Annotated in this window: 17 protein-coding genes; 3 read left to right on the top strand and 14 right to left on the bottom strand. The window is 48.2% G+C overall.

The genetic code is table 11. From position 1 onward, the window contains the following. Nucleotides 1-72: 72 nt before the first annotated feature. The 3 genes from BUB81_RS10730 to BUB81_RS10720 form a co-directional block, all read right to left on the bottom strand. Entirely contained in the window at nt 73-555 is a 483-nt protein-coding gene (locus BUB81_RS10730) for a glutathione peroxidase (RefSeq protein ID WP_073322481.1), read from the bottom strand. A 24-nt stretch (nt 556-579) separates the two neighbouring features. Beyond that, complete coding sequence (locus tag BUB81_RS10725; protein ID WP_073322479.1) at nt 580-1,254, bottom strand: DUF4097 family beta strand repeat-containing protein; 675 nt, start codon at nt 1,252-1,254, stop codon at nt 580-582. A 172-nt stretch (nt 1,255-1,426) separates the two neighbouring features. Next, nucleotides 1,427-3,937, bottom strand: coding sequence for a TonB-dependent receptor (locus BUB81_RS10720; RefSeq protein WP_073322834.1), 2,511 nt, complete (start codon nt 3,935-3,937; stop codon nt 1,427-1,429). 320 nt (nt 3,938-4,257) lie between these two features. On the opposite strand from BUB81_RS10720, the gene BUB81_RS10710 reads away from it, so the two are divergent. After that, nucleotides 4,258-4,818, top strand: a complete 561-nt coding sequence (locus BUB81_RS10710; protein WP_073322474.1) for a hypothetical protein — start codon at nt 4,258-4,260, stop codon at nt 4,816-4,818. Nucleotides 4,819-4,957: 139 nt separating this feature from the next. Here the strand turns inward: BUB81_RS10710 and BUB81_RS10705 are convergent, their stop codons facing one another. The 6 genes from BUB81_RS10705 to BUB81_RS10680 form a co-directional block, all read right to left on the bottom strand. Next, entirely contained in the window at nt 4,958-5,317 is a 360-nt protein-coding gene (locus BUB81_RS10705) for an outer membrane protein assembly factor BamE (protein WP_073322468.1), read from the bottom strand. 153 nt (nt 5,318-5,470) lie between these two features. After that, a complete protein-coding gene (gene recN / locus BUB81_RS10700; protein WP_073322466.1) occupies nt 5,471-7,156 on the bottom strand; it encodes a DNA repair protein RecN in 1,686 nt (561 codons plus the stop codon). A 78-nt stretch (nt 7,157-7,234) separates the two neighbouring features. After that, nucleotides 7,235-8,353, bottom strand: coding sequence for a DUF6136 family protein (locus BUB81_RS10695; protein WP_073322460.1), 1,119 nt, complete (start codon nt 8,351-8,353; stop codon nt 7,235-7,237). Further along, on the bottom strand, nt 8,353-8,955 hold the full coding sequence (locus tag BUB81_RS10690) for an ABC transporter ATP-binding protein (protein ID WP_073322458.1): 603 nt from the start codon (nt 8,953-8,955) through the stop codon (nt 8,353-8,355). The genes BUB81_RS10695 and BUB81_RS10690 overlap by 1 nt, the downstream gene beginning before the upstream one ends. Nucleotides 8,956-9,063: 108 nt before the next feature. Beyond that, nucleotides 9,064-10,794, bottom strand: a complete 1,731-nt coding sequence (locus BUB81_RS10685) for a putative bifunctional diguanylate cyclase/phosphodiesterase (protein ID WP_073322456.1) — start codon at nt 10,792-10,794, stop codon at nt 9,064-9,066. Between the two features lie 190 nt (nt 10,795-10,984). Then, nucleotides 10,985-11,596: a response regulator gene (locus BUB81_RS10680; RefSeq protein WP_073322454.1), complete on the bottom strand. Its 612-nt coding sequence runs from the start codon at nt 11,594-11,596 to the stop codon at nt 10,985-10,987. A 121-nt stretch (nt 11,597-11,717) separates the two neighbouring features. Here BUB81_RS10680 and BUB81_RS10675 point away from each other — a divergent pair, with 121 nt between their 5' ends. Then, nucleotides 11,718-15,827 carry a CHASE domain-containing protein gene (locus tag BUB81_RS10675; RefSeq protein ID WP_175555798.1) on the top strand — a complete coding sequence of 1,370 codons (4,110 nt, stop codon included), beginning with the start codon at nt 11,718-11,720 and terminating at the stop codon, nt 15,825-15,827. On the opposite strand, the gene nadK is transcribed toward BUB81_RS10675, so the two are convergent. The 5 genes from nadK to BUB81_RS10650 form a co-directional block, all read right to left on the bottom strand. Beyond that, complete coding sequence (gene nadK / locus BUB81_RS10670; protein WP_073322450.1) at nt 15,824-16,699, bottom strand: NAD(+) kinase; 876 nt, start codon at nt 16,697-16,699, stop codon at nt 15,824-15,826. The genes BUB81_RS10675 and nadK overlap by 4 nt on opposite strands. Nucleotides 16,700-16,807: 108 nt before the next feature. Next, the gene (locus BUB81_RS10665; protein ID WP_073322448.1) at nt 16,808-17,575 is read right to left on the bottom strand and encodes a 3-hydroxybutyrate dehydrogenase; all 768 of its coding nucleotides are present in this window, start codon (nt 17,573-17,575) and stop codon (nt 16,808-16,810) included. Between the two features lie 9 nt (nt 17,576-17,584). Continuing rightward, a complete protein-coding gene (locus BUB81_RS10660; protein ID WP_073322446.1) occupies nt 17,585-18,586 on the bottom strand; it encodes an extracellular catalytic domain type 2 short-chain-length polyhydroxyalkanoate depolymerase in 1,002 nt (333 codons plus the stop codon). A 9-nt stretch (nt 18,587-18,595) separates the two neighbouring features. Next, nucleotides 18,596-19,786 carry an E22 family MetX-like putative esterase gene (locus BUB81_RS10655; protein ID WP_073322444.1) on the bottom strand — a complete coding sequence of 397 codons (1,191 nt, stop codon included), beginning with the start codon at nt 19,784-19,786 and terminating at the stop codon, nt 18,596-18,598. A gap of 9 nt (nt 19,787-19,795) precedes the next feature. Next, nucleotides 19,796-21,091 (bottom strand): GntP family permease, encoded by a 1,296-nt coding sequence (locus tag BUB81_RS10650; RefSeq protein ID WP_073322442.1) that lies wholly within the window; start codon nt 21,089-21,091, stop codon nt 19,796-19,798. A gap of 194 nt (nt 21,092-21,285) precedes the next feature. On the opposite strand from BUB81_RS10650, the gene BUB81_RS10645 reads away from it, so the two are divergent. Continuing rightward, complete coding sequence (locus tag BUB81_RS10645; RefSeq protein ID WP_073322440.1) at nt 21,286-23,592, top strand: TonB-dependent receptor; 2,307 nt, start codon at nt 21,286-21,288, stop codon at nt 23,590-23,592. Nucleotides 23,593-23,631 lie beyond the last annotated feature (39 nt).

The raw sequence follows: 23,631 nt of genomic DNA, 5'->3' as shown, positions 1-23,631 counted from the left end.
TTACCGGGGGATAATTAAACATGGCGCAGACAAAAGGGAGTCCGCGCCGCATGTTACGCGAGATACGAGAGGTTACATGTTTAACATGTTCTCGATATCGGATTTCAGCGCTTCGGGTTTATCCTTTGGCGCGTAGCGCTTGATGGTCTTGCGATCGCGACTAACCAGAAATTTCGTGAAGTTCCATTTGATACCCTGGGTACCCAATACACCGGGAGCGGCCTTTTTGAGGTACTCATACAGTGGAATGGTATTCTCACCATTGACGTCAACCTTTGCCATTACCGGAAAGGTAACGTCAAACGTCAGTGAGCAAAATTCCTGGATGGCAGCGTTATCGCCGGGCTCTTGTTTTCCAAACTGGTTACAAGGGAAAGCAATGATTTCCAGTCCCATGCTCTGATATTCTTTGTATAGCGCTTCAAGACCGTCATACTGTGGGGTAAAACCACACTTACTGGCGGTATTGACGATCAGTAACACTTTGTCGTCGTAGTCAGACAGAGGAACAGATTTTCCCTGACTATTGGTAACGCTAAATGAATTAAAGTCCATTGTGTAAAACCCGTAAGTTAACCATTACTGGTGAGAATTTTGCCATAGAATACGGGATTTTAATCTATCTGGGATCGTTAAATTTACATCGCGCTCTAAAATAATGCTGCCGTCGAGCATAACGTCATCGCCTAATACCAGGCTAGGGGTGTCACTGTTATTGCTTTTATGCGGTCGCTTGAAGGTAATATCACCGTCAATCTGGCTGTGTCCTTCAATGCGGATATCGCCATTTACTGTTTCAATGTTACCACTCAGGGCCACATCTGCTGCTTCGATATCGCCATTCACCGTAATCAGATTTCCGCCGACTTTGGCGTGCTTCGCTAACTGAATCTCCCCGTTTACGGTAGTTATGCTTTGTCTTACCGTAAGGTGATCATCACTTTCTACGTCGCCGTTTACCACATTGATAGATTCAATGTCGGCATGTTCGCCAACCTGAACACCACCATTAACGGTACTGATGCTGCCGGTGTATACGTGATCGCCAAGCTCTATACCACCGTTAACCGTAGATAAATCTGACACTGTGCGGTGGTCGCCAATATCGATACCGCCAAAGACCTTACTTACACTGCCAGTGAAGTCTTCATTGTGATGATTTCCACCCACGTGTATGACACAGCCCGAAATGGCAAATGACAGAGTAAGACCAAGGGCCAGGGTGCGAAATGTATTTTTGGGTGACTGATGCATAAAAGGCGTGCCTGTTGTTGATACTCAGCACACTTTACCATTGGGAAAGGTGTAAGAAGAGGAGGAATTCTTTACAAGGTATGTCAACAGACACACTTTGTTCGACAACAGGTTGAAGCTGTTGTGCGGGAAAAAACGGGGCTTGTATAAAGCCCCGTTGAAGTGATGTAAATTAGAAGTAGTTGTAACTCACTCGGATGCCTACCGTGCGAGGAGGTTCATACACAGTAGAAATCACGTTATCAACCAGACCAATCGTTTGGGTGATGGACTGTATTCCTTCGTTAGTAATGTTGCGTGCATAGGCCATGACCTGCCAGTCGCCATCCATTGTTTCAAACTGGAAGGCAGTATCAACCGTTGTGACGGCCTCTGCGCGTTGAACAGGCAGGTAATCAAAGCCTATCCAGCGGTCGCCCCGATATCGGGCATCCAGCGAATAAGTTCCGATCCAGTCTCCCAGCTCGAAGTGATAGTCGACACCTAGATTACCTGATAGCTTTGGTGAGTTCCGACCTTCTTTGCCAGAACAATCAACATCCCATATCCCACCATTTTCAGTGGTTTCTACCAGTTCCTGAGCACAACCTGTCACAACACGTACATCAGGATCAGGTGTAAGCTGCTGGTAGCTGTATTGCTCAATTTTATTGTTCAGATATTGCATCGTGCCTCGAACAGTAAGATCGGCTGAGGCGGCATACCAGATATCCAGCTCTGCCCCTTTTATGCTGGACTCACCGATATTCTCGGTAACCAGCGCCGAATTGCCATTTGCATCCAGGCCTAGGTGACTGGCTTGCTGATCTTCATAGTCCCAGTAAAACAATTCGGCATTAAGCTTTAACACGCCGTTTAAAAACAAGTTCTTACTGCCGAGGGTATAGGCATTTAAAAACTCAGGTTCAAACTCTTCCTTACCGGTACTTAACGTAAAGCCGCCTGAGCGATAACCGGTTTCTACACTGGCATACAGTAAACTGTCTTTGGCTGCGTCATATTCAGCGGCTATGCGATAGGTGACTTCGCTCTCATTACGGGTTCTTTGCACTGTAGTGGGGTTTATAAACAATAAATTTGCCCGCAGGTTATCAGGGGCACCGGGGAACAATGGCAACTGACCAAAAGGGACGGGGCCCGTGCCGATGCCAGGTGCGCCTAAAGGCAAATCGGCAGGGTCAATTTGCGCCAGCGTTTCCTCAATGGTGAGACCGGCAGGGATCACCGGGGCGCCGTCACAGTTGGGAATGACAGGTCCACCAGGATACACTTCCATTTCACGTATACATACGTTCAAGAATACATTGGCCACGCCGTCCATGGATTTTTCATCATCACTCCACCGTATACCGCCAACCAAGCGCAGGTCGTCGTTCAGGTGATAGGTTGCACGGGCGAACAGCGCGGTGGAAGTGGACTCAGATGCCTCAATAGTTTGGGTAGATTGCAGACTGTATTGATTGAATGACAGCGCGCCTGAGACGGTTTCGTCGAAGTAATAGGCGCCGAAAATCCAGTCTGTGTTGCCTGCCGTGAATGAGAAACGTGACTCCAGGCTGAATTGTTCATGGTGCTCATTATTCTCTGCAGCCTGAAAGCCAGGGCTCACAAACACCAAATCGATATCTGCCTCTCGATAGGCTGGCAGAATAACTAAGTCTCCCAGATCGGTGGTTAAGTTAATTTCACCCGTGACGCCGATATATTCATTGTCAATATACGAAGGCCGCTGAGGAGTGGTAGATGTAAATCCCGGTGTCGTTGATAGCGTTGCAAAGTAATCGCGAGCCGCATCTGTGTAAGGGCCAGTAAACGGCGCTGACACGTTTTCAGGGGCGGGATTAAAATTGTAGCCAGGAATATTGTTTGGATTGTCACTCACACCGGCAAACGGAAATCCGTAGGTGCCAAGATAGGTGGGTGCGCTGCCTGTTCCTTGTGTCGTAGAGTAGTCAACACTAACGCGAACAGTCAGATCATCTGATACTTCACCGAAAACCTGTGCGCGAAGCGCGGCGTCATCGGTGGACGCCGTGCCGTCGTCGTTATATCCATCATTGGAGAGCGTTGCCCCTGCAACGCGTGCCGCCCAATTATCCGCAATGGGGAAGTTTACGGCTGCCGATGTTTCCAGTGTGCCGTAGTTACCCACCCCCAAAGACAGGGAGGCTGAATATTCGTCCAGCACAGGCTTCTGCGGGATGATGTTAATCGCACCTGCCGTGGCGTTTCGACCATACAGAGTACCCTGGGGACCTTTTAACACTTCTACCCGTTCGAGGTCGAGAAATGACGCTGTAGTGGCGGAAGGACGGCCAATATAAATACCGTCGACATTAAAAGCCAGTGCCGGGTCGGTATAGGCATTCACTGCGAAGTTCCCAACCCCCCGCACAAAGTAAACCGCATTTGAGCCACCACCACTGACTACGCTCAGTGAGGGCGATACTTTTGACAGGCCCATGACGTTGGAGACGCCGTCCCGGGATAATTCATTTTGAGTAATGGCATCGATAGGCAGGGCGGCATCCTGAATGCTTTCGGATTTGCGCTGCGCAGTCACTTCAATTTTCTCGAAGCCATATTCTGGTGTAGTGGTTTGTTCATCGGTTTGTGCCCAGGCAGACTGGCTTAATGCTGCCAGCACTGCCAGATAACATGCGTTTTTATTGTGTGTTGTCATTGTGTTTTCTCGGTAGTGTGAATAATAAATGCGCTCATTCAACATCGAGAGCTATGACATCATGTAAATAAGTAGTTAAAAAATTGTTTATTTTGATTGAATGTATTTAAGAATTTAATAGTCTGTTTCTGTTGTTTTATTTCAGCGAAAAATCTGTTTTTTCCTGGTATTTAATGATAAATACGTTGGATTTGTTGCTAAATTTACCGACTTCGTCAGCAACTTTTTTTGGTAAGTTGTCGCTATAAATAATCGCTTTGATATTGACCTGTTGTGGTTTAGGGTAAAGATAACCGGGCAAAAACAGGATTATTTGCACAATGGTATATCGGGATCTACAAGGTACAGCGGCGTTCAACGGCAACGGAATAAGGTCACTGATTCGTTTCTGGCAAGCATTCGGCGGGCTTGCCACCCTGATTGGCAACAGCGTTAAAGCACATGTGACCACATCGTTATTAGTACTCGGCTGCGTTGTGTACGGGGTAATGGAGTATCGGGCTGAACAGGAGAGTCAGCTTGTCTACGAAACGATGCAGCGAAATGACTTTTTGTTCGTCGATTATTACCAGATAAATCCCGCTTCTGATCCCATTTATCGCTACATTCCATTAAAAGTACTCAGGGTGAACGGGGATACAGTCGATTTTAAAGTTGGGAACATCGCTCATACTACGCCGGTTTCTCCCCGTAAACATGTGCAATATGATGCCGCCATGCGCCGCAACTTTTTCAAAACCGATGCGTTAACCTTACCAATCAGCATGGTAAATCAATACATCGAACAGGGTGTCGTTTATGCGGGTCGACGTCCTAAAACCATGTATATAGATGGCTGGATCGCGATACATAAATTCGAAATTGTGCCAATCGAGGAATAAGCTCAGGCGTGGGGGATGACCAGACCGGCTCTGAGCAACAATGTAACTGCTGCCTGATGTGAGTGGCCTGAACCCGCAAGTAATTAGCGGACACAAAAAAAGCGACATAAAGTCGCTTTTTTTGTGTTTCTTGACGACGTTATTCTTGATCTAACGGCGTGTTGAAATCTTCGGACAGTTCAAAGTCACCGGTAACCGTACTTACTTTTCCGTCTACGAAGGTAATGACCATATTCTTTTCAAAATCTTCACCGCGCTTTTCCATGCCGCGCTTCATTTCGTAGTAGTAGTACCAGGTGTCCTGATCAAACGCGTCTTTCAAAATAGGGCGTCCGAGTACAAACTCTACCTGTTCCTTGGTCATACCAACACGCAGTTTCTTAACGTCTTTATCGTCAAGAAAGTTTCCTTGCGGAATATCTATACGATAAATCCAATTTGAACATGCACTGGTAAATACAGTGAGCGAGAGCACAACAATCAGGTGAGACAGCTTCATTAACAGAAAAATCCAATTAAAACAGTTTGTAATCGTTATAGTGGGCCAAAGAACCGCTATATTACACGTATAGCCGGTGTCTCAGACATACTGGACGTTGAGCATGCTAATCGCTCCGTGCCAGTACGTCAACTTCGACCCACAAAACGGCAATTAGTTCGGTTGGACATTTTCTAAAAGTTCACGAGCATTCGCCAGTGCATTTGGCGTTATTTTATCGCCGGCTAGCAAACGCGCTAGTTCATCAATTCTGGCTTGTTCAGTCAGCGCCAGAATGTGCGTTTGTGTTTCATTACCGTCTGTGGTTTTTGTTACAAACAACTGGTTGTGTGCTTGTGCGGCAACCTGAGGCAGGTGAGTGACACACATTACCTGATTCTCTTTACCTAACCGGCGGAGTAATTGTCCAACAATTGACGCAGTCGGCCCACTTATGCCTGTGTCAACTTCGTCAAATATCAACGTAGGTGTCAGGTCACTGTCTCGACTGATGACCTGCAAGGCCAGCCCAATTCGTGACAATTCACCACCCGATACCACTTTATCGAGCCTGTCGGCAGCCTGACCGGGATTTGTTGATACCAGCATGGCTATATCGTCCATGCCAATCGCTGACGGTTTGGCTGTCGGGTTGTAAGCAACGTCAATGGTGAAAGTGGCATGAGGCATGTTTAACGTACGAATTTGTACTTCAACCTGCTTTGCCAGTTTTGCTGCGGCTTTTACGCGGCTTTCGGACAACGCCTTACTGGAGGCAAGAAACGCCTGGTGCGCCGCTTCCAATTCGGCATTTAATTCGTCGAGACGTTCACTGTCAGCATTCAGGTTCGACAATTCTGAGCTTAAGGTCTGATGGTAGGCGTATAATTCTTCCGCCATTACCTGATGCTTTCTGGCCAGTTCCAGTGCTGTACTGTAGCGCTTTTCAACCTGTTGTAGGCGTAGTGGGTCAATCTCAAGGTGGTCACAATAGCTGCGCAGTTCGTGGGCTGCTTCTTCAACCTGAATGGAGGCGTCGTTAAGCATTGTGACTATGGGCGCCAGGGCTGGATCGTGTTCCTGCAAATCGGCCAGCTTATCCATACTGGTCTGAATGGCTTTTAATGCGTTAAACTCGTCTGATTCATACAGGTTGTAGAAGCTCATCTGCGCTTGCTCTAGCAGAGTCTGACCATTACTCAGGCGTTTGTGCTCCGCTTCCAATTCGGTAAATTCACCGTCTTCAAGGGCAAATTCATCCAGTTCTGACACTTGATAACTCAGCAACTGCTCGCGATCGGCACGTTGCTGCGCGGCTTCCTGTAATCGGTTTAATTCTTTCGCCAGGGCCTGCCAGTGTTGATAGGCAGCACGGGTGTCTTCAAGTGCTTTATGGTTAGCGGCAAAATCATCAACAAGTTTACGTTGAACATCGTCTTTCAGGAGCTGTAAATGGGTATTTTGGCCGTGTATTGCTATCAGGTGCTGACCCAGTTGCTTTAACTGTTGTAGCGCAACAGGGACACCGTTGATGAAGGCTTTTGAGCGTCCTTCCTTTGAAATCAGGCGGCGTATAAAACACGTGTTAGCGTCATCGTCCAATACCAGGTCATTTTCGTCTAACCAGTCTCTGGCTTTCGGGCTGTCCAGCAATGAGAAGTACGCAATAATTTCAGCTTTGTCCGCGCCTTTGCGCACTGCAGACGCGTCTGCGCGCTCGCCCATACACAGGCTCAGTGCGTCAATGGCAATAGACTTACCCGCACCGGTTTCACCGGTGACCGCTGTCATTCCAGACTCAAATGCTATATTGACTTCTTTAACGACCGCGAAATTCTTAACCGAAAGATGAGATAACATAACTAACTCGATATTTATACAGTACGTGTAAATATATACAGTATTTTTGTGATGTAAAGATCTGTGTGGAGAATATTTTTAAAACACCCACCAGGCAACGATTGCCGCGCAGCAGGGGAAAATTAAAAAGTACTTTTGACTCAATAGTATACCGACCTTGGTGACGACCAACAGCGCAAGCAGCAATACCCAGTGTGACAGGTTAAAACTGTCGAACCATAGGATCAGTGCGAGCAGCGGTATACAGTAAAGTGTACTGTAAATTACCGCCAACGTTGACTGGGTTGTGCGAGTAACGGGCAGTGAGTCCAAATAGAACTGGTGTTGCGCTTTCACTTGAAGCGTATCCAGTAATTTACTGCCCAGCAGCACAGCCATGAAGAAACTGCAAAGATAGCCGGCCGCAATGGCTGCATCCAGGTTGACCGCTTGCATAAACACCTGAGCGCAAATTAACAGGATAAGCAGTGAGATAAGTCGTAGCATGACTTTGTTGGCTTGTGCGATGTCTGCCTGCAAGAAGAACCGAAGTAATCCCTTAAGGAGCAGGGGCAGACCTAGTCGGAAAGCAGGTATTTTTTGCTCAGCGAACAACACGCCTGACCAGACTATAATAACCAGCGGCTTTGCTACTTCACCCAGTAATGGCAATGTCATCAATGGTCCCAAAATTAAGCCGATTATGGGGTAGCGACTAAATAGGGCCAACCGAATTACCTGCACGCTTAGTAAACAGGCTGCGGCTATGGGGAAAAGTTGATGTAGCGACATGGATACTGGCTCAGTCAGCAACAAGTCAACGTTCCCAATTGCCATAATTAAAAACAACAGTATCGGACCAGCGACAAAGACGTGGGAAGCATAAACAGTAAGCAGTGCGGTGGTGACTTTTCGCTGTGCCGTCGATAAGGGGAGTCCATTATGGTAGTGCTCGTAGGGCGTGGCAAGAATGCCATCTTTCTGAAGAATGACCCAACTGTGTGTTAGCAATAGAAAGCCCCACAATGCCAGACAATATTGCTGGGTGGATGTCGCTGAGTCTGCCATGACACCCAAAGCCAATAAAGGCAACATCAGTAAAGCTGGCATTGCCATTGGGAATAAATATACCACCCCGGCAGCGGCTTGTTTGATGGTATTTAACCAGGCTTCCAGATGTCGTTGGTATACGGTGAGACGGAATTGCCAGTATTGCACTAGGAAACTCCGCGAATGTGTTGCATGGGGATTTCGCGATCAAATGACAAAGACAACAGCGCGGTATCGTGACTGGCTATAATCAATTGTCCGGTAAAATCCGACAGAATAGCATTCATTGCATGCCGGGCATCGTCATCCAGGCCATTTGTGGGTTCGTCCAGCAACAGCAAATCAGGCTCATGAAGCAAGGCGGTAAGTAAACTGAGTTTTTTGTAATTGCCCAGCGAGAGATCTGATACTCGGGTTTGCAAAAAGGGCGAAAACCCGAGTTGCTCTGCCATTGTTAAGTCCAACGTGCATTGATGCATGTGGCAATGAAAATCTAGCAGTTCACGAGAGGTGAAAAATGTTGGCAAAGCCACTTTACTGGCACTAATACCAATACGCCGCTTGTTTTGTTGTGATGTGACCGGCTGGCTGTTGAAAGCTATCTCACCGGCGTCTGGCATTACCAGGCCTGCGGCGAGCATTAATAACGTGGTTTTGCCACTGCCATTTTCTCCGGTGATGACAACCCGCTTCTCCGGCAAATTCAGAGTGAGATTATTAAAAATAGTCGCAGTGGGGTAACGCAGTGACACAGCGGTAAAGGTGAGCAATGGTCCATCTCTTATTCATAGAATCCAACGACCTAATAGTCACTTTAGGGCAGACAATCTTCAAGTGTTAATTCATTACAAGGTGTGTCTGCTTTCCGCGTATCGGCGTTAACCGCGGTTTGCGGAATGGCACTGGGTAACGAACTCGCATTGCTCGGTTTCCAGAGCATTGTGCACAGGGCCAGCTGCCAAAAGCGACAGCAGAGTAGGTAGGTCTACCGGTTTTGAAAACAGGAAGCCCTGAATTAAATCACAACCACTGCGCTGCAAAAATTCCCATTGGCAGGGGGTTTCCACCCCCTCCGCCAATACGGTTAATTTCAGTGCTTTACCGATACCAATAATCGACAGTAGGATTTCTCTGTCCTGAAGACTGGATTTAATGTGATCGATAAAAGACTTGTCTATTTTCAGTTTGTTGACCTTGAGATGCCGAAGTCTGGCCAAAGACGAATAGCCTGTACCGAAATCATCAATAGACGTGTGAATGCCACGGTCTTTGAAAGCCTGTAAAAACAGGTTGGTTTCGTCATCGTGAGCGGCGATGAGTTTTTCCGTGATCTCCAGTTCAAAGTCGTCAGGCTGAATGTTGTGCTTCGCCATGAGTGCTTCGATTACGTTCAACGGTATCAATTGATCCGAAATGTTTATCGCAATCCGCGGTAATTGAATTCGTCTCGTTTTGGCTCGATGAATGTGCTCAAATACCTTGTTTACTACGTACTCATCGAGCTTGTTCATCAAGTTATACTTTTCTGCGACAGTTAGAAATTCGCCAGGTGAAATCTGGCCATCTGGCGTAAACCAACGCAGTAAGGCTTCAGCTCCCAGAATACTCTGATCCACGCTGTTTACCTGTGGTTGAAAATAAATCTCAAAATCGTCATTTTTCAATGCCAGTTGGAGTCGCTGGGCGAGCTCGAATTCATCTCTAATTTTGTCTTTATTGCTCTGATTAATAAAGTAAAAATCTTGATTTGATGATGCGGGGTCGCGATGTGAATCGTGCTCTGAGTGAGTAAATAACTCAAGGTCAAATTCCTGCTCATGAGCCTGTTCCAACACGCCAATCTCTACTTGCGGGAAGATCTCCCGGTCTTGCACCACGATGGGGGCTTTGAGCTCTCTGGCGATATGTTGAAGTGCACTTAAGCGCTGTGGCTGTTGGCTTTGATAGGGCGTAATCAGGGCAAACTGCCCGCCGCTTATGCGTGCTGCGAAGAATTTACGGTGCCCCAACGATTTAATTCGCAGTGCGATTTCTGACAAAAACAAATCACCAAACTCAGTGCCATAGGTTGAGTTAATGTCTTTCAGATCCAGGTAATTGAAAGTGATATAAGTGAACGATGTTTGCTGATTTTTTGACAGGCTTTTCACATATTCCTGAAGTTTTCGTTCGTTTGGCAGTTGTGTTTTTCGGTCATATCGCTCATTAAACCGCTTGGTTTGTGCCTCTCGAAGCTGGCGAGTGCGATCATAAAATATTGATATGTAATATTGCGTGGCACCACTGTCATCAGCAATTGCCATGATGTGCTGGTGCTCGTAAAACAGGCGCCCGCTCTTGGCACGATTCCAAAGTTCACCACGCCACTCGCCTTTTTGCGCGATTGTTGCCCATAGCTGCGCGTAGTATTCGTCTGTTTGAATACCCGATTTCAATATACTTGGATTTTTTCCAATCACGTCATCTTCGGTGTATTCAGTGAGTTGGCTGAACATGTTGTTGACGTAGATAATTTGATTGTCTTTGTCGCTGATCAGAATGGCGTCGCGGCTTTGCTCAGCAGCCAGACGAAAAACCTGGTCAATCAGCAAGTTGTTTGGCGCACTCATCAGGTACATCCTCGTGGTTACGGGGGCGTCTTACACTGGCTTCGTTAAATCCGCACTCAGGGTAACAACACGCGCGTAAATGTTGCGATAAGCCGACCATTGCTAGTGGAAAAAAGCGCAAACATCTAATGTAAATTCGATGAGCTGAATTATAGTATCGATTAAATCGATGTCAATATCGATTTTTATGTTATTTAACTCTAAATATCGATGTAATCGATTTGGTGAGGTCTTCTTGGGTTATTGGTTTCTCCAACACGATTTCTGCGCCGGCACGCAAGAACTGATCAATCCCTGTTGCGTCTATCATGCCACTCATCCCGATTAATCTGACGTGCTTCAGGTCGTCTATAGATTTGATATTTAAGCACAACTCATCGCCATTGAGGCCTGGAAGATTGAGATCTACAATCATTACATCGGGTTTGAGTTGCTGCACGCGAAGACCTGCTTCAAAACCGTCATGCGCAAGGGTGATTTGCCAGTTGGGCTCATATCGTTCCAACATGACTTTAAGGAATTCGCACAGTTCTTTGTTGTCATCAACAATGAGAATCGACAGGGATTGCAAGGGTTTACCAGGCACAAAGTCCGTTTGGGCGGGGGCAGAGGGGTCACTGAGCTCCATACCCATGATTTTCGCAAACGAATACAACTCTGATCTTTTATAACGTCGATGACCTCCTGGCGTAATTTGAAACGGAATTCGCCCTTTTTGAGACCATTGTCTGAGTGTAACCGGTGAAACGTTCAGGAGTTCTGCCGCTTCACTCGGCGATAGCAACACGTTATTGTCAGTCATGATTGTTTGTTTTTTGACTAAAGTATGATTCTATTCTAAAAGACTTTATTATCCTTTCAAGCGATAAAATCGATATAATCGAAAAAATATGAATAAAACGCTCAACCCGAATATTAATTCGATGAAATTTTCACAAGTGTATTGGATGATGTGGTGCGCAATAATGGCGCTCTTGTCATTGTCCAGCGTGGTGATTTCTGACCCTATACAAGCGCCCTCGATTGGCTTCGCGTTGGGGTATGGTATTGCATTGAGCTTTTTGTTGATGCACGGCTGGCGACGCATATCGATCGTAATGATCGCTAATGTGATCAGCACCATCTTGCTTGTGTTGTTGTCTGATTGGGGAAAGTTGCCTGCCTGGCAGTGGCTTACATTCACGTTGCTGAATTGTTTGAGCCCTTTAGTCGCTATTGTTTTGTTAAATGTGCTGTCACCGGTACTACGACCGGTGTATTTTACGTCGTCAGGTCAATTTGCCGGTTTTGTCTCGGTGGTAGGCCTGGCGGCACCGGCTTTGTTGTTGGTATTGGTTGTCGGACTGATGCTTACAACCAGCATTGAGCCGTCAAATTATGCCGAACAGTTCTTTTTCTGGTGGTGTAGCCTGTTCCTTGGCGCTATTGTCATTACGCCGTTGACCACCCAGTTGTTATACGTAAGCAATGAACCTAGAGAGTGGCGGCGGGTTTCAGTGTTTTTAGTATTTGTCGGTTTGGTCATCGCGGCCATTGTGGTGTTCACCAATAAAGGTGAGCGTTATGCAAGAAAACTGGAGCTGGAGGAAGTTGCTCAGTTAATCAGTCGGGATATTGATAACCGATTGCTGCATATCGACGACGCCATCTTCGTCATTTCTCAGTTTTTTTCCGGCGATCAGAACGTCGATAAAACCATATTTAATTGGTATACACAGCCTTTTTTAAAGAATGAAGAAGGCCTGAGTTTAAGCTGGAACCCCAAGGTAAATGATTATAACCTGGCCGCGATTCAAGCTCAGTTGAACAGCGTGATTGAAGACAGGCCTATTGCTATCCATCAGCCTTCTGAGTCAGGAAGTAACAGTGACGTAAAGCGGCTGGGAGATTTTAAAATCGTGGTGTTACATATCACGCCTTTGGAACCCAATATTAAAGCAGTAGGGTTAGATATCTATGCAAACCCTTCGCGGCGATTAGCAATAAATGCAGCGATACAAAGGGAAAAGGCGACTGCTACACCGCCCATAACACTGGTGCAAAACAATCATCGAGGCGTTTTGTTGATCAGTCCGGTTAGCTACGAGCAATCAGGCACATTAAATGGGCAAATTGGCAACCTGAAAGGTGTGGTGGTGGGGGTTATCGACCTCACGGTGATCATGTCCTCGGTACTCCAGTTACATCAAACCGCCACCCTTGAAATCAAGGATGTCACCGATCCGGCTAATCAGTATGTGGTTTTGGCTGGCCCTGAACAGCACAATTCAGTTCAGCAGGGTATCAGTGGCGTTGCTAACTTCGACTGGGCTGGCAGGCACTGGCAAATCAATGTGTTTAATTCCAGCCTGGGATGGTTAAGCGGCGCTAATCTTGTTCGTTATGGCGTACCGCTTACCGCTTCATTACTACTGTTTTGGGGAATGTCGCTATATCTGGCGAATCAGTTCCGTTTAAGCCGAACGGATTCGCAGTTGCAGGATAAGTCCAGGCTGCTGTGGCAAGTGGCATCTATTCAGCATGCTTTTCTGACCGAACCCAATCTTGCCGTGTGCCTACGTAACTTGTCTCAGGCGTTTATGACAACCTACGACGCGTTGGGTGTAGCGGTTTATCAGCGGGGTGTGTCTGATTACACATTAGCAGAAAAGTACTGTGTAACAGACGATCCCCAACAGATAACCACTTTTGGCAAGTTACTCACTGAATCGGTCAATTATGCTATGGCGTCGTCTGTACTAGAGCAAGAAAAAGCGTGGCAGGCAATTCCCGTTGAAGGTCATGGCAGTCAGGTGCTTCTTGTGTTTCCCACTGCCAATGCCGGACAGTTACTTGGGGCTGTTGTGGTGTGGTCAGCGAATACGCCCGCAATGTCCAGTCACAGTGAGGAACATCATCAGCTACTCATGACCGCGGCAGGCATTCAAAGTGCAGCGCTTGAACAAGCCCGAAGTCAGCAGGCACTTGAGACAATCCAATCTGCAATGGAAGCCAAACAGCAAGCTCAAAAACGGGTTAGAGGCCAGGGTGATGCCCTTGCCGGGTTAGTGCAACATGAACACATTGTCGCGGGCAGCTGGATAGATTCTATACACCTCATTTGTAAAGCGACCAGCAGGGTACTGGATGCAAGTAGAGTGAGTGTCTGGAGCCTGAGTGCGAATAGTAAACAGTTGGTGTGTGAATCAATCTACGATGCTAACACACACAGTTTTAGCGCTGGGTCTGTAATAAATGTAAAGGATATTCCTACTTACTTTAATGCACTCAAGTGTCATAGTCGAATCAACGCGTACGATGCAGTAAATCATCCCAATACCCGTGAATTGGCCGAGAGTTACCTGCTGGTTTACGGCGTAAAGTCTATGCTGGATGCATGCATAGTTAAAGACGGCGAGATAGTCGGCGTAGTGTGTGTGGAAGAACTGCGCCAAAAACGAGAATGGCAGGTAGACGAAGAGAATTTTGTAACCATTGTTGCCGGTTTGGTCGCCCAGTTGTTCCTGAAAGAGGAGTTAGGCAAAGCTAAGGCGTTCTCAGATTATCAGCGACTGGAGAGAGCGCTCGTCGTTGATAATATTCCCGATGCGCTGGCGACGCTGGACATCCAAGGGAAGGTGACTAGTTGTAATCCCGCATTCCTGAATTTGTTTACCGATGGACTCCCATTACCTGAGAAACGAGATATACAGCAGTTTTTGCCGGCTGTAGATGCACAAAGTCTTCATCAGGCACCTACGCAGCAATATGCCATGGAAGTTGCTGGAACACGCCGTAACGGAGATAGCTTCCCGGTCAGCGTGACTGTTGTGAGGTTGCCAGAAGATCGCGAGGTTACCCAGGATGCCTGCCTGGTGCTGCTGCGCGATTTGAGCCGGGAAAAAGCTCAGGAACAGCGTCTTATTCAATCCCAGAAACTGGAAGCCTTGGGTCAGTTAACCGGTACTGTCGCTCATGACTTCAACAATATTCTGGGGATCATTGTTGGCTACGGTCAACTTGTCGCGTCTGAGGTCGACGGTGATTTACAGGCCTACATGAAGCAAATTGTGAGTGCAGGTGAGCGCGCCAAAACACTGATAAAACAACTGTTGGTATTTTCAACCAAAGACAATAAAAAGACCTCATTCGTCGACCTCAATGACGTTATCGACAGTATGCTGCCCAACTTTCAACAAGCAGCTTCACAGCGAACGCTAACTTTTCATGCGTGTGAAAAAGGGTTGCCCGCCCTTATCGAGTCTGAACAACTTGAACATGTTTTGCTAAATCTGGTAGTCAATGCCGTTCATGCAACAAAGCCTGATGGCAGTATTACACTGACAACGCAGGCAGAGAAACTCGACAACGAACAAGCGGAAGTCCTGGGTATCGCGCCAGGTAACTACGCCATACTGGCAATACATGATGACGGTGCAGGTATTCACCCCGACATGCTTGTTCGCATTTTTGAGCCATTTGTAACGACGAAAGGCAAGCAAGGTACGGGTCTTGGATTAGCGCAAGTACTTGCCTACATGAAAAACTTGGGCGGTAGTGTGGTTTGCAACAGTAAGCCCGGCGAGGGTACGGTGTTTACCTTGTATTTTCCAACGCAGCGCAAGCGACCGACAGAACAGCCTGTATTGACAAGTGAGCCAGGTGAATCCAAAACCGTCCTGATCGTTGACGATGAAGAGCTGCTCGCCAGATTGTTTGCAACCCAACTCGACAAACTAGGCTACCAAACCCGGGTATCGACAACCGTTGCTGATGCCAAACAGCAATTACTCGATGCCCCGGTAGACTTGTTGCTGTCAGATATCAAAATGCCAGATGGCGGTGGCTTGGCACTGGTTTCTTTTATTCGGGAGCACAAGTTAACGTGCTACATCCAGTTAATGAGTGGTTACAGTGATGAGGCCGGGTGGGACAGCACGGAGAAACAACTGATAGAAGCCAGGCTCACTAAACCCTTCACCGGTGATGAGTTACAGCAAGCTCTGGAAAGCTGCTTTAGTTGCTCAGTCAAATCGTCAAAGAATGACGCTTAATACAGCTTGCTACCCCAGCCTAATTTTTTGCGCAATACGTTAAAGTAGTTATAGCCCTTCGGGTGCACCATAGACAGCCGGTTGTTGCCTTTGCGCACGCGTATCTCGTCGCCAGGCAGCACCGGCAGCACAATGTGGCTGTCGCAACTCACCTGCAAACTGTCAGAGTTGACCTTTGATACGCGCATAGAGACTGTGCTGTTGGCATCTACTACAATTGGGCGACTACTCAGAGTATGTGGGAACATAGGTACGAGGGTAAGTGCATCCAGGTGAGGCATTAAAATTGGTCCGCCGCCCGACAGCGAATAAGCCGTGGAGCCAGTTGGGGTGGCGACAATAAGTCCATCGGAACGTTGACTGAACACGAAGTGATCGTCAATGAACACTTCGAACTCCATCATATGGGCGACTTTGCCATGGTGAAGAACGACTTCATTGACGGCGGAATTATTACTTTTCAGAAGCTCGTGGCGGTACACTTCTACTTCCAGCAGAAAGCGCTGCTCCACCATTGTTTCGCCGTTGTAGATCAAATCCATCTGCTGAACGACTTCGTCGGGGTGAATATCGGTAAGAAAGCCCAGATTCCCGCGGTTGACGCCGACCACATGAATATTAAACCGGGAAAGCACGCGGGCTGCGCCAAGCATATTGCCGTCGCCACCTACAACGACTGCCAGGTCGGCTTGTTTACCAATGGTGACTAAATCACAAACAGTAAAATCGTCGCAGTCCATTTCTGCGGCAACGGTTTCTTCAACCAGAATGGTGCAATGCTTAGCGCGTAAATAGTCGGCCAATGCATTTAAGCTTGCATGCGCCCCTTTGTGGGCCGCTTTACCGATTAATCCAACGGTCTTATAAGGCATGTGTGTAATTTCCCCATTTACTGGGGCGACATTACCATAACCAGTGAAGCAAAATAAAGCCGGTGTAGGCGCTATCTGGCCTACACCGGCAAAATAGGTGTGAGAAACTTAGCGGGCGGTCCAGCCTCCGTCGAGGATGAGAGTTTGACCCGTGATGTTGCGTGCTGCACTGCTTATCAGGAAGTCTGCTGTGTCACCCAGCTCTTCCAGGCTGATAAAGGCTTTTTTCGGCATCGGCTCCAACATGATCTTATTAACCACTTCTTCTTCGGTAATACCGTTTTCTTTCGCTTGTGCCGCTATTTGTTTTTCAACCAGCGGCGTTTTGACATAAGCAGGACACACGGTATTAATGGTGACATCACAGTCTCCGGTCTCCAGCGCAATGGTTTTAGAAAAGCCCAGCAGACCATGTTTGGCGGCTACATAAGCCGACTTAAAAGGGGAAGCAACAACCGAGTGAATGGACCCAATATTAATAATGCGGCCAAAATTGTTGCTGCGCATATGCGGCAGAAAAGCCTGAGTGAGCAGGGCAGGGGCTACCAGCATAATGTTGATCAATAGCTGCCACTTCTCGGGCGGGAAATCCTCAATTTTCGAGACATGTTGAATACCGGCATTGTTTACCAGAATATCTACTGGCGTATCTTTTAATTTTTCTGGCAATGCGGCTACGCCGGCTGCATCGGTCACGTCGATTTCGACCGGTTGGGCACTGCCACCGGCAGCTTTTAGTTTTTCCGCTGCGGCAGTTGCTGCGTCTAAATTTATATCAGCAATCAATATATGGTGCCCTTTTGCTGCAAGGCGCTCGGCAATACCATAACCAATACCACTGGCACCACCGGTAATGAAGACATTATACGAAGACATGAAGAATCCTTAACGTTTGGCAAGATGAGAAATGAGTGCATCAACCGCTTTGAGCTGCGGCCCGTTTTTAGTGGCGTACTGGTCGCCGGTATAGCCCCACCAATCCCAGCATCCCTGAGGATTCATTGGCATCAGCAGTGACTTTTTGGTTTGAGGATACAATACGACGATTTGATTGTCGTCAGCCCAGCGGTTCAGCCCCGTTTGCTCTACATAGGCCAGGTTAACCGCATCGGAATATTGATTACAGCCGTGAAAGCTAACGTGCACGCGACACGCTTCACCCGCCGCGCAATCGGCAGGAATATAGGCATAGGCTTCATCACCCATGGTATTGGCGTTATCGCCAGCAATGGCCTGTTGATCCAGTGTTACCACCGTACCCGACAGGCTTTCATCGGGAGGCGTTAATTCGCCCAACAGGGCGTTCAGTAATTCGCCCGCCGCATCGTATTCGCACTTGCCAACGTAGGGTGAGGCCGATTCAGTACAACTGCCCCCTTGGTCCAGCGTAGGAAAGACATGGGCAAACGGTTGGTCATTCACGTAGGTCAACTGGGTCTCGGGCACCCATTGCTGGTATTGGGCGAACAAGGCGTCACTGACTTTACTGTTTACCCGGGTATCGGCGGTGCCGTGAAACAACCACACGTTGCTGTTCTTTAACCCTTCTAGTGGTGCAATAGCACCGGAGTCAGCCCACTTTTTTGCTTGCGCATTAAGCGCATTGACGTCGATGGGCGTGTCGACTTTGTTAACACACCGTTCAAGCGCAACGCCAATATCATTGGTCGCACAGTAATACGGGCCTGACGCCAGCATGGCAGCGCCTATGACTTTGTCGCTGTTGGCAATATGGTATTGCGTAGCCATATAGCCACCTGACGACAAGCCGGAAACGGTGAGTTGTGCAGTATCCAGATTCAGCACTGGCAGGCTGTCGGCAGCTATCGAGGTACAGCTGCCAGAGGCAAGCGCTGCGCCAATCAAGGCAAGGGAAAGTTTTTGCATAATACGGTCCTAATACTGAAGAAACGCTTGAATGGTGTCGGCTTGCTCAGCAATGCGCAGTACGCCCTCAAGGTGTCCTAACTGGCCAGAAAGCTCGCTGTAGCGACTGTCTTTACCATTTTCCAATAGTTGTTTATGTGCTTTTTCTGCCATGTACGGCATCAAAAGCAGGTCGGTGCTAGCAGGTAAAAATAAGCTTTTCGCTTCTACGGCTGCCAGGCTTTGTTTCAGGTTGTCACCGTATCCGGCCATAAACAGCTGGCAGGCTCTGACCAGATATAACAGGTGATTGGCATCCATTTTAGCCGCGCGACTGCGAGCGCGACTGTCCAACCACTTTACGATTGAATGTTGTTGGGTAATGCTGTTTAACGGGCCGGTTTCCAACGGGTGATAGTCGAGCTGTTCGCCTTGTTGATTGAAAAAGGCCGGCGTTAATGCTTGTTGCGTGATCAGCATTAAGGAAGCCGCCAAACCATCTACCGGCGCGTCGCCTTGGTAATAGTCGCCATTTGCCCAGTTTTTATCCAGACGAATAGGTATGGCCCACTGTTCCAGTGCGGCTGTTGTCCAGGCATCGCTGTCGCCGGCGCCGATCACTGAAATCATCCGGGGGACCCATTCCGGGTAGCTCGCCGCCCACTCAATGGCCTGCATGGATCCCATGGAAGGGCCAATTACAGCATGCAGCTTTTTAACACCCAGGCTTTCTAACACCGCTTTTTGTACATTAACAAAGTCTTTTATGGTTACTACCGGGAAGCTCAAACCATAGGGTTTGCCGGTATCCGGGTTAATGGTTGCCGGACCGGTGGTGATGACATTGTCGTCGTATACATTGAGGTTGGCCAGGCTATCTACACTGATCACAAAATAACGATTGGTATCGATGGCCTTGCCCGGGCCGATAATCGCATCCCAATAACCGGGCGCCGCGTCATCGGGATGATATTTACCTGCGGCATGGGAGGTCGCTGAAAAATAATGGGTGATTAAAATGGCATTATCTTTCGCGGCATTCAGTTTGCCATAGCTTTCCCAACCGACTTGTAACTGTTTAATGGTGCGGCCACCCACGGTTTTGTAGCTAGGCATACTGAACCGCTGCTTCGTTGTCAGCAGCGACTCAGCTTGTGCAGGCGCGGCAACACTGCACGCGCTAAGCATCAAGGCAAAACAAAGTGCAAGGGTCCTTGCCATGAATTACTCCTAAAAAATACTGAACAGCGCGATAGCCATCGCTAAGCCGAGTAAGGGCACGACCACTGTAAGGGCAGCGACAGAACCATAAGCGGCTTTGTGGGTTTCATGACATATCGCACGAATTGTGGTTACAACGTAACCATTATGGGGTAAAGAGTCCAGCGCGCCCGATGAAATTGACACTATTCGATGCAATTGTTCAGGTTCTACGCCACGGTCTATGTAGTGCTGACCTATTAATGGCAACACAATAGCCTGTCCACCTGAAGCCGAGCCAGTCAGACCCGCAATCACACTCACCGCGATGGCTGCGCCAATGAGCTCATTGCCAGGAATATGGGTCATGACTTCAACCGTAGACTGAAAGGCTGATGTCGATTTGGCAATGGCGCCAAACCCGACGACCGCCGCCGTATTTCCTATTGCGACCAAGGCACCCGTCGTGCCGGTATTAATGGCTTTCGACAAGTCGTGGAAATACTGAAAATTTATAATCATCAGTGTTAGAACGCCGCCGCCTAACGCCACAATCAACGCCAGTTGAGCCAGCGTATCGTGCAACATAAAGCTGAGTACCAGCACCACAATTAATGGAATAACGCCGGTAAGTGGATTAGGCAGATCCCGCATAGGCACCTGAGGATCCGCTTCGCGAGCCTCAAACACCTCGCCGTTGGCAACCGCTTTGCCAATCATTCGCTTTAACCACCAGTAGCCAAACGATGCCATGAAAACAGCAACCACTAGGCTGACTTCCCAGGCGGCAAAAGGCGAGGTGCCAAGATACTTTATTGGGATCCAGTTTTGAATTTCCGGCGAACCCGCCGACGTCATGGTAAAGGTGACCGAGCCAAACGCCATGGTCGCCGGTATGAATCGACGGGGCAGGTTGGCGTCTTTAAACAGGCTCAGCGCCATGGGGTAAACTGAGAAGGCGACAACAAACAAGCTGACACCGCCGTAGGTCAGAATGGCACAAGCCAGAACAACCGCTACAACGGCATGCTTGAAGCCTAGCTTGCCGACAATCCAGCGCGCAACGGAGTCTGCTGCACCGGTGTCTTCCATGAATTTTCCGAAGATGGCGCCTAACAGGAACATGAAGAACCAGGCTGCAATAAAGTTTGCAAAGCCGCTCATGTAGGTAGCCACGAAATTGGCGTCACCAGTGAATACCGGTAATCCGCTGGTCAGCGCAACAATGAGGGCGCATAACGGTGCAGCAATAAACAGGTTCATCCCGCGAATTGTCAGCACTATCAATAGCCCCAGTCCACCGACGAGTCCTAGTAAACTTAGCATAGTGTTACTTTCCTTTAATTAGATACTGTGACCGCAGATCTTCAGAAAGTAGGCAAAGTGTGGCCTGATAAACGTCATCTGCCCATAGTACGATGGTACTAGTTACGAAAATGTTAAAACTCTCTACAGTAATTAACGACCGCACCCTTCAGACAACATGAACACTGAATTACACAAGAAAAGGGACACCACACATGAAACACACAATAGTACAAACCAATGGGTTCACCCGCACGCTTTGCGCGACGGCTGTAACACTTGCCTGTCTGGGCAGCACAAGCGCGCTGGCACAGGAATCAGACAATGTTGATGCGAGCAAGGGCAAGCTGGAAAAAATTGAAGTTACCGCGCGTAAAACGGTAGAAAGCCTGCAGGAAGTACCTGTGGCTATCACTTCAATTGGCGCTGTTGAGCTGGAATCAAAAGGCATTAGCGTTTTAACAGAAGTGCAACAATTCTCACCAAACACCACACTGCAAACCAGTCGTGGTACCAACTCAACGCTGACCGCATTTATTCGTGGTCTGGGCCAGCAGGATCCACTGTGGGGCTATGAACCCGGTGTTGGAATTTATGTCGATGACGTTTACATTGCTCGTCCGCAAGGTGCGGTGCTTGACCTGCTGGATGTTCAACGTATCGAAGTACTGCGTGGGCCACAAGGTACGTTATACGGCAAAAACACTATTGGTGGTGCGGTTAAATATGTGACCAAAGACATGACGGGCGACCCAACCTTCAACATTGAAGGGACAGTGGGTAATTACGCCCGTGCGGACGTGAAGGTGACAGGCCAATATCCGTTAGTCGACGACAAAGTATATCTGGGATTTGGTTATGCCAACCTGAATCGCGACGGTTACGGGGAATACCTGGAAAGTGCACTGGAAGGCCAGGACAAAGAAAACTACAACAAAGACTTATGGGCTGCGCGCCTGACCCTCGAAGCGCATATCACCGACGATCTGTTTTTCCGCTTGGGCTGGGATAAGACTGAAGATACCTCGAATGCCAAAGGCGGCTACCGCTTGCTTCCGAGTATCCTGACGGACGCACCTGTACCTAAATCCAAATATGACTCGTACACCAGTTTACCAACCTGGAACAAAGTAGAGCTGGAAGGGTATAGCTGGTTATTGCGCTACGACGTAAGCGACGATTTCGAATTGAAATACGTGGGCTCACATCGCGAGAGCTACTCTCCAACGAACATCGACTTCGATAATACGCCGCTGGATATCTTTGATGTACCAGCAGAATATGACGATACCAATGACACCCACGAAATTCAGGCGAATCTGGTTGGCGACAACTACACCTTTGTGAGTGGTGTTTATCTTTACGACGGTGAGTCATGCGGTAACTTTGACGCGGTGCTTGGTTTCCTTGGGCGTGCGGCGTTTGGTACACCGGGATTAACCCGTGAAGTATCGGGCTGTAATAACAGTGAAAGCTGGGCGGTATATGGCCAGTTAAACTATGACATTACCAACGAGTTATCGGTATCGGTTGGTGCACGTTATACCGATGAAGAAAAACAGGCTACCGTATTCAATGGCCTGATCTTCGACAATGTGTACCCTTATTCTGGCTGGATCCCTGGCTATGTTCGTCCGGACGGACAATTAACACCACAGGTGCTGGGTTCCGACGGCGATGGTGATGGCACGCTTGACGCGCCGGCCGTACAAAGCTGGTCGCGCTTTACGCCGCGTCTTGGTTTGGAATATACCGTGTCTGACGACACCATGGTATTTGCCAGCTACTCGCAGGGCTTTAAGTCAGGTACCTTCAACCCGCGTGCAACCATTAATGAACCAGGCGTTAATCCTGAAGTGGTTGATTCATACGAGCTTGGTGTGAAGAGTGATGTAACTGAAAGCTTCCGTGCTAACGTTACCTTGTTCGCATACGATCACAAGGATCGTCAGTACATTGGTATTGAAGGTGGCAGCGATGACCCAACTGCGTTAGAGCAGCGTTTACGTAATGCAGCTGAAACGGCAGCAAAAGGTCTGGAAGTTGAGCTGACCTATGTGGCAACTGACAATCTGACATTAACCGCAGCCTACGGCTTTATTGATTTCGAAATTAAGAAAAACGATGCAGTACCGCCTCTGATTGGCCTGGCGAGTACACCAGAAAACACGCTGAACATGGCTGCAACATATCACCTTGATACCGATATGGGTCTGTTTACGTTTAACGCAAACTACTACTACCGCGACGACTATCTGCTGTTTGAAACCAGCGATCTCATTCAACAGGACGCCTACGGTATGGTTAACCTGAGCGTTAACTGGGAAAGCGTGGAAGGCAACTGGTACGGCGGTATTCACGCTAAAAACCTGACCGACGAAGAATATCTGGTAGGTGGATATGACTTTGTTACCCGTAACGAAGATGGCAGCTATGGTCCGGGGTTAGGTGGTGATACCACGCTGATTGGATACTATGGCGACCCAATGACGGTGCTGTTAACGGTAGGCTACCGTTTCTAACCAAACCGCATTAACGACAGAAACGAGGTCAGTCAGGGG

Origin of the sequence: Marisediminitalea aggregata (assembly GCF_900129565.1) — a bacterium.
Classification (GTDB): domain Bacteria; phylum Pseudomonadota; class Gammaproteobacteria; order Enterobacterales; family Alteromonadaceae; genus Alteromonas; species Alteromonas aggregata.
The sequence above is the reverse complement of the archived record's forward strand: the minus strand, read 5'-3'. Positions and strand labels throughout refer to the sequence as shown.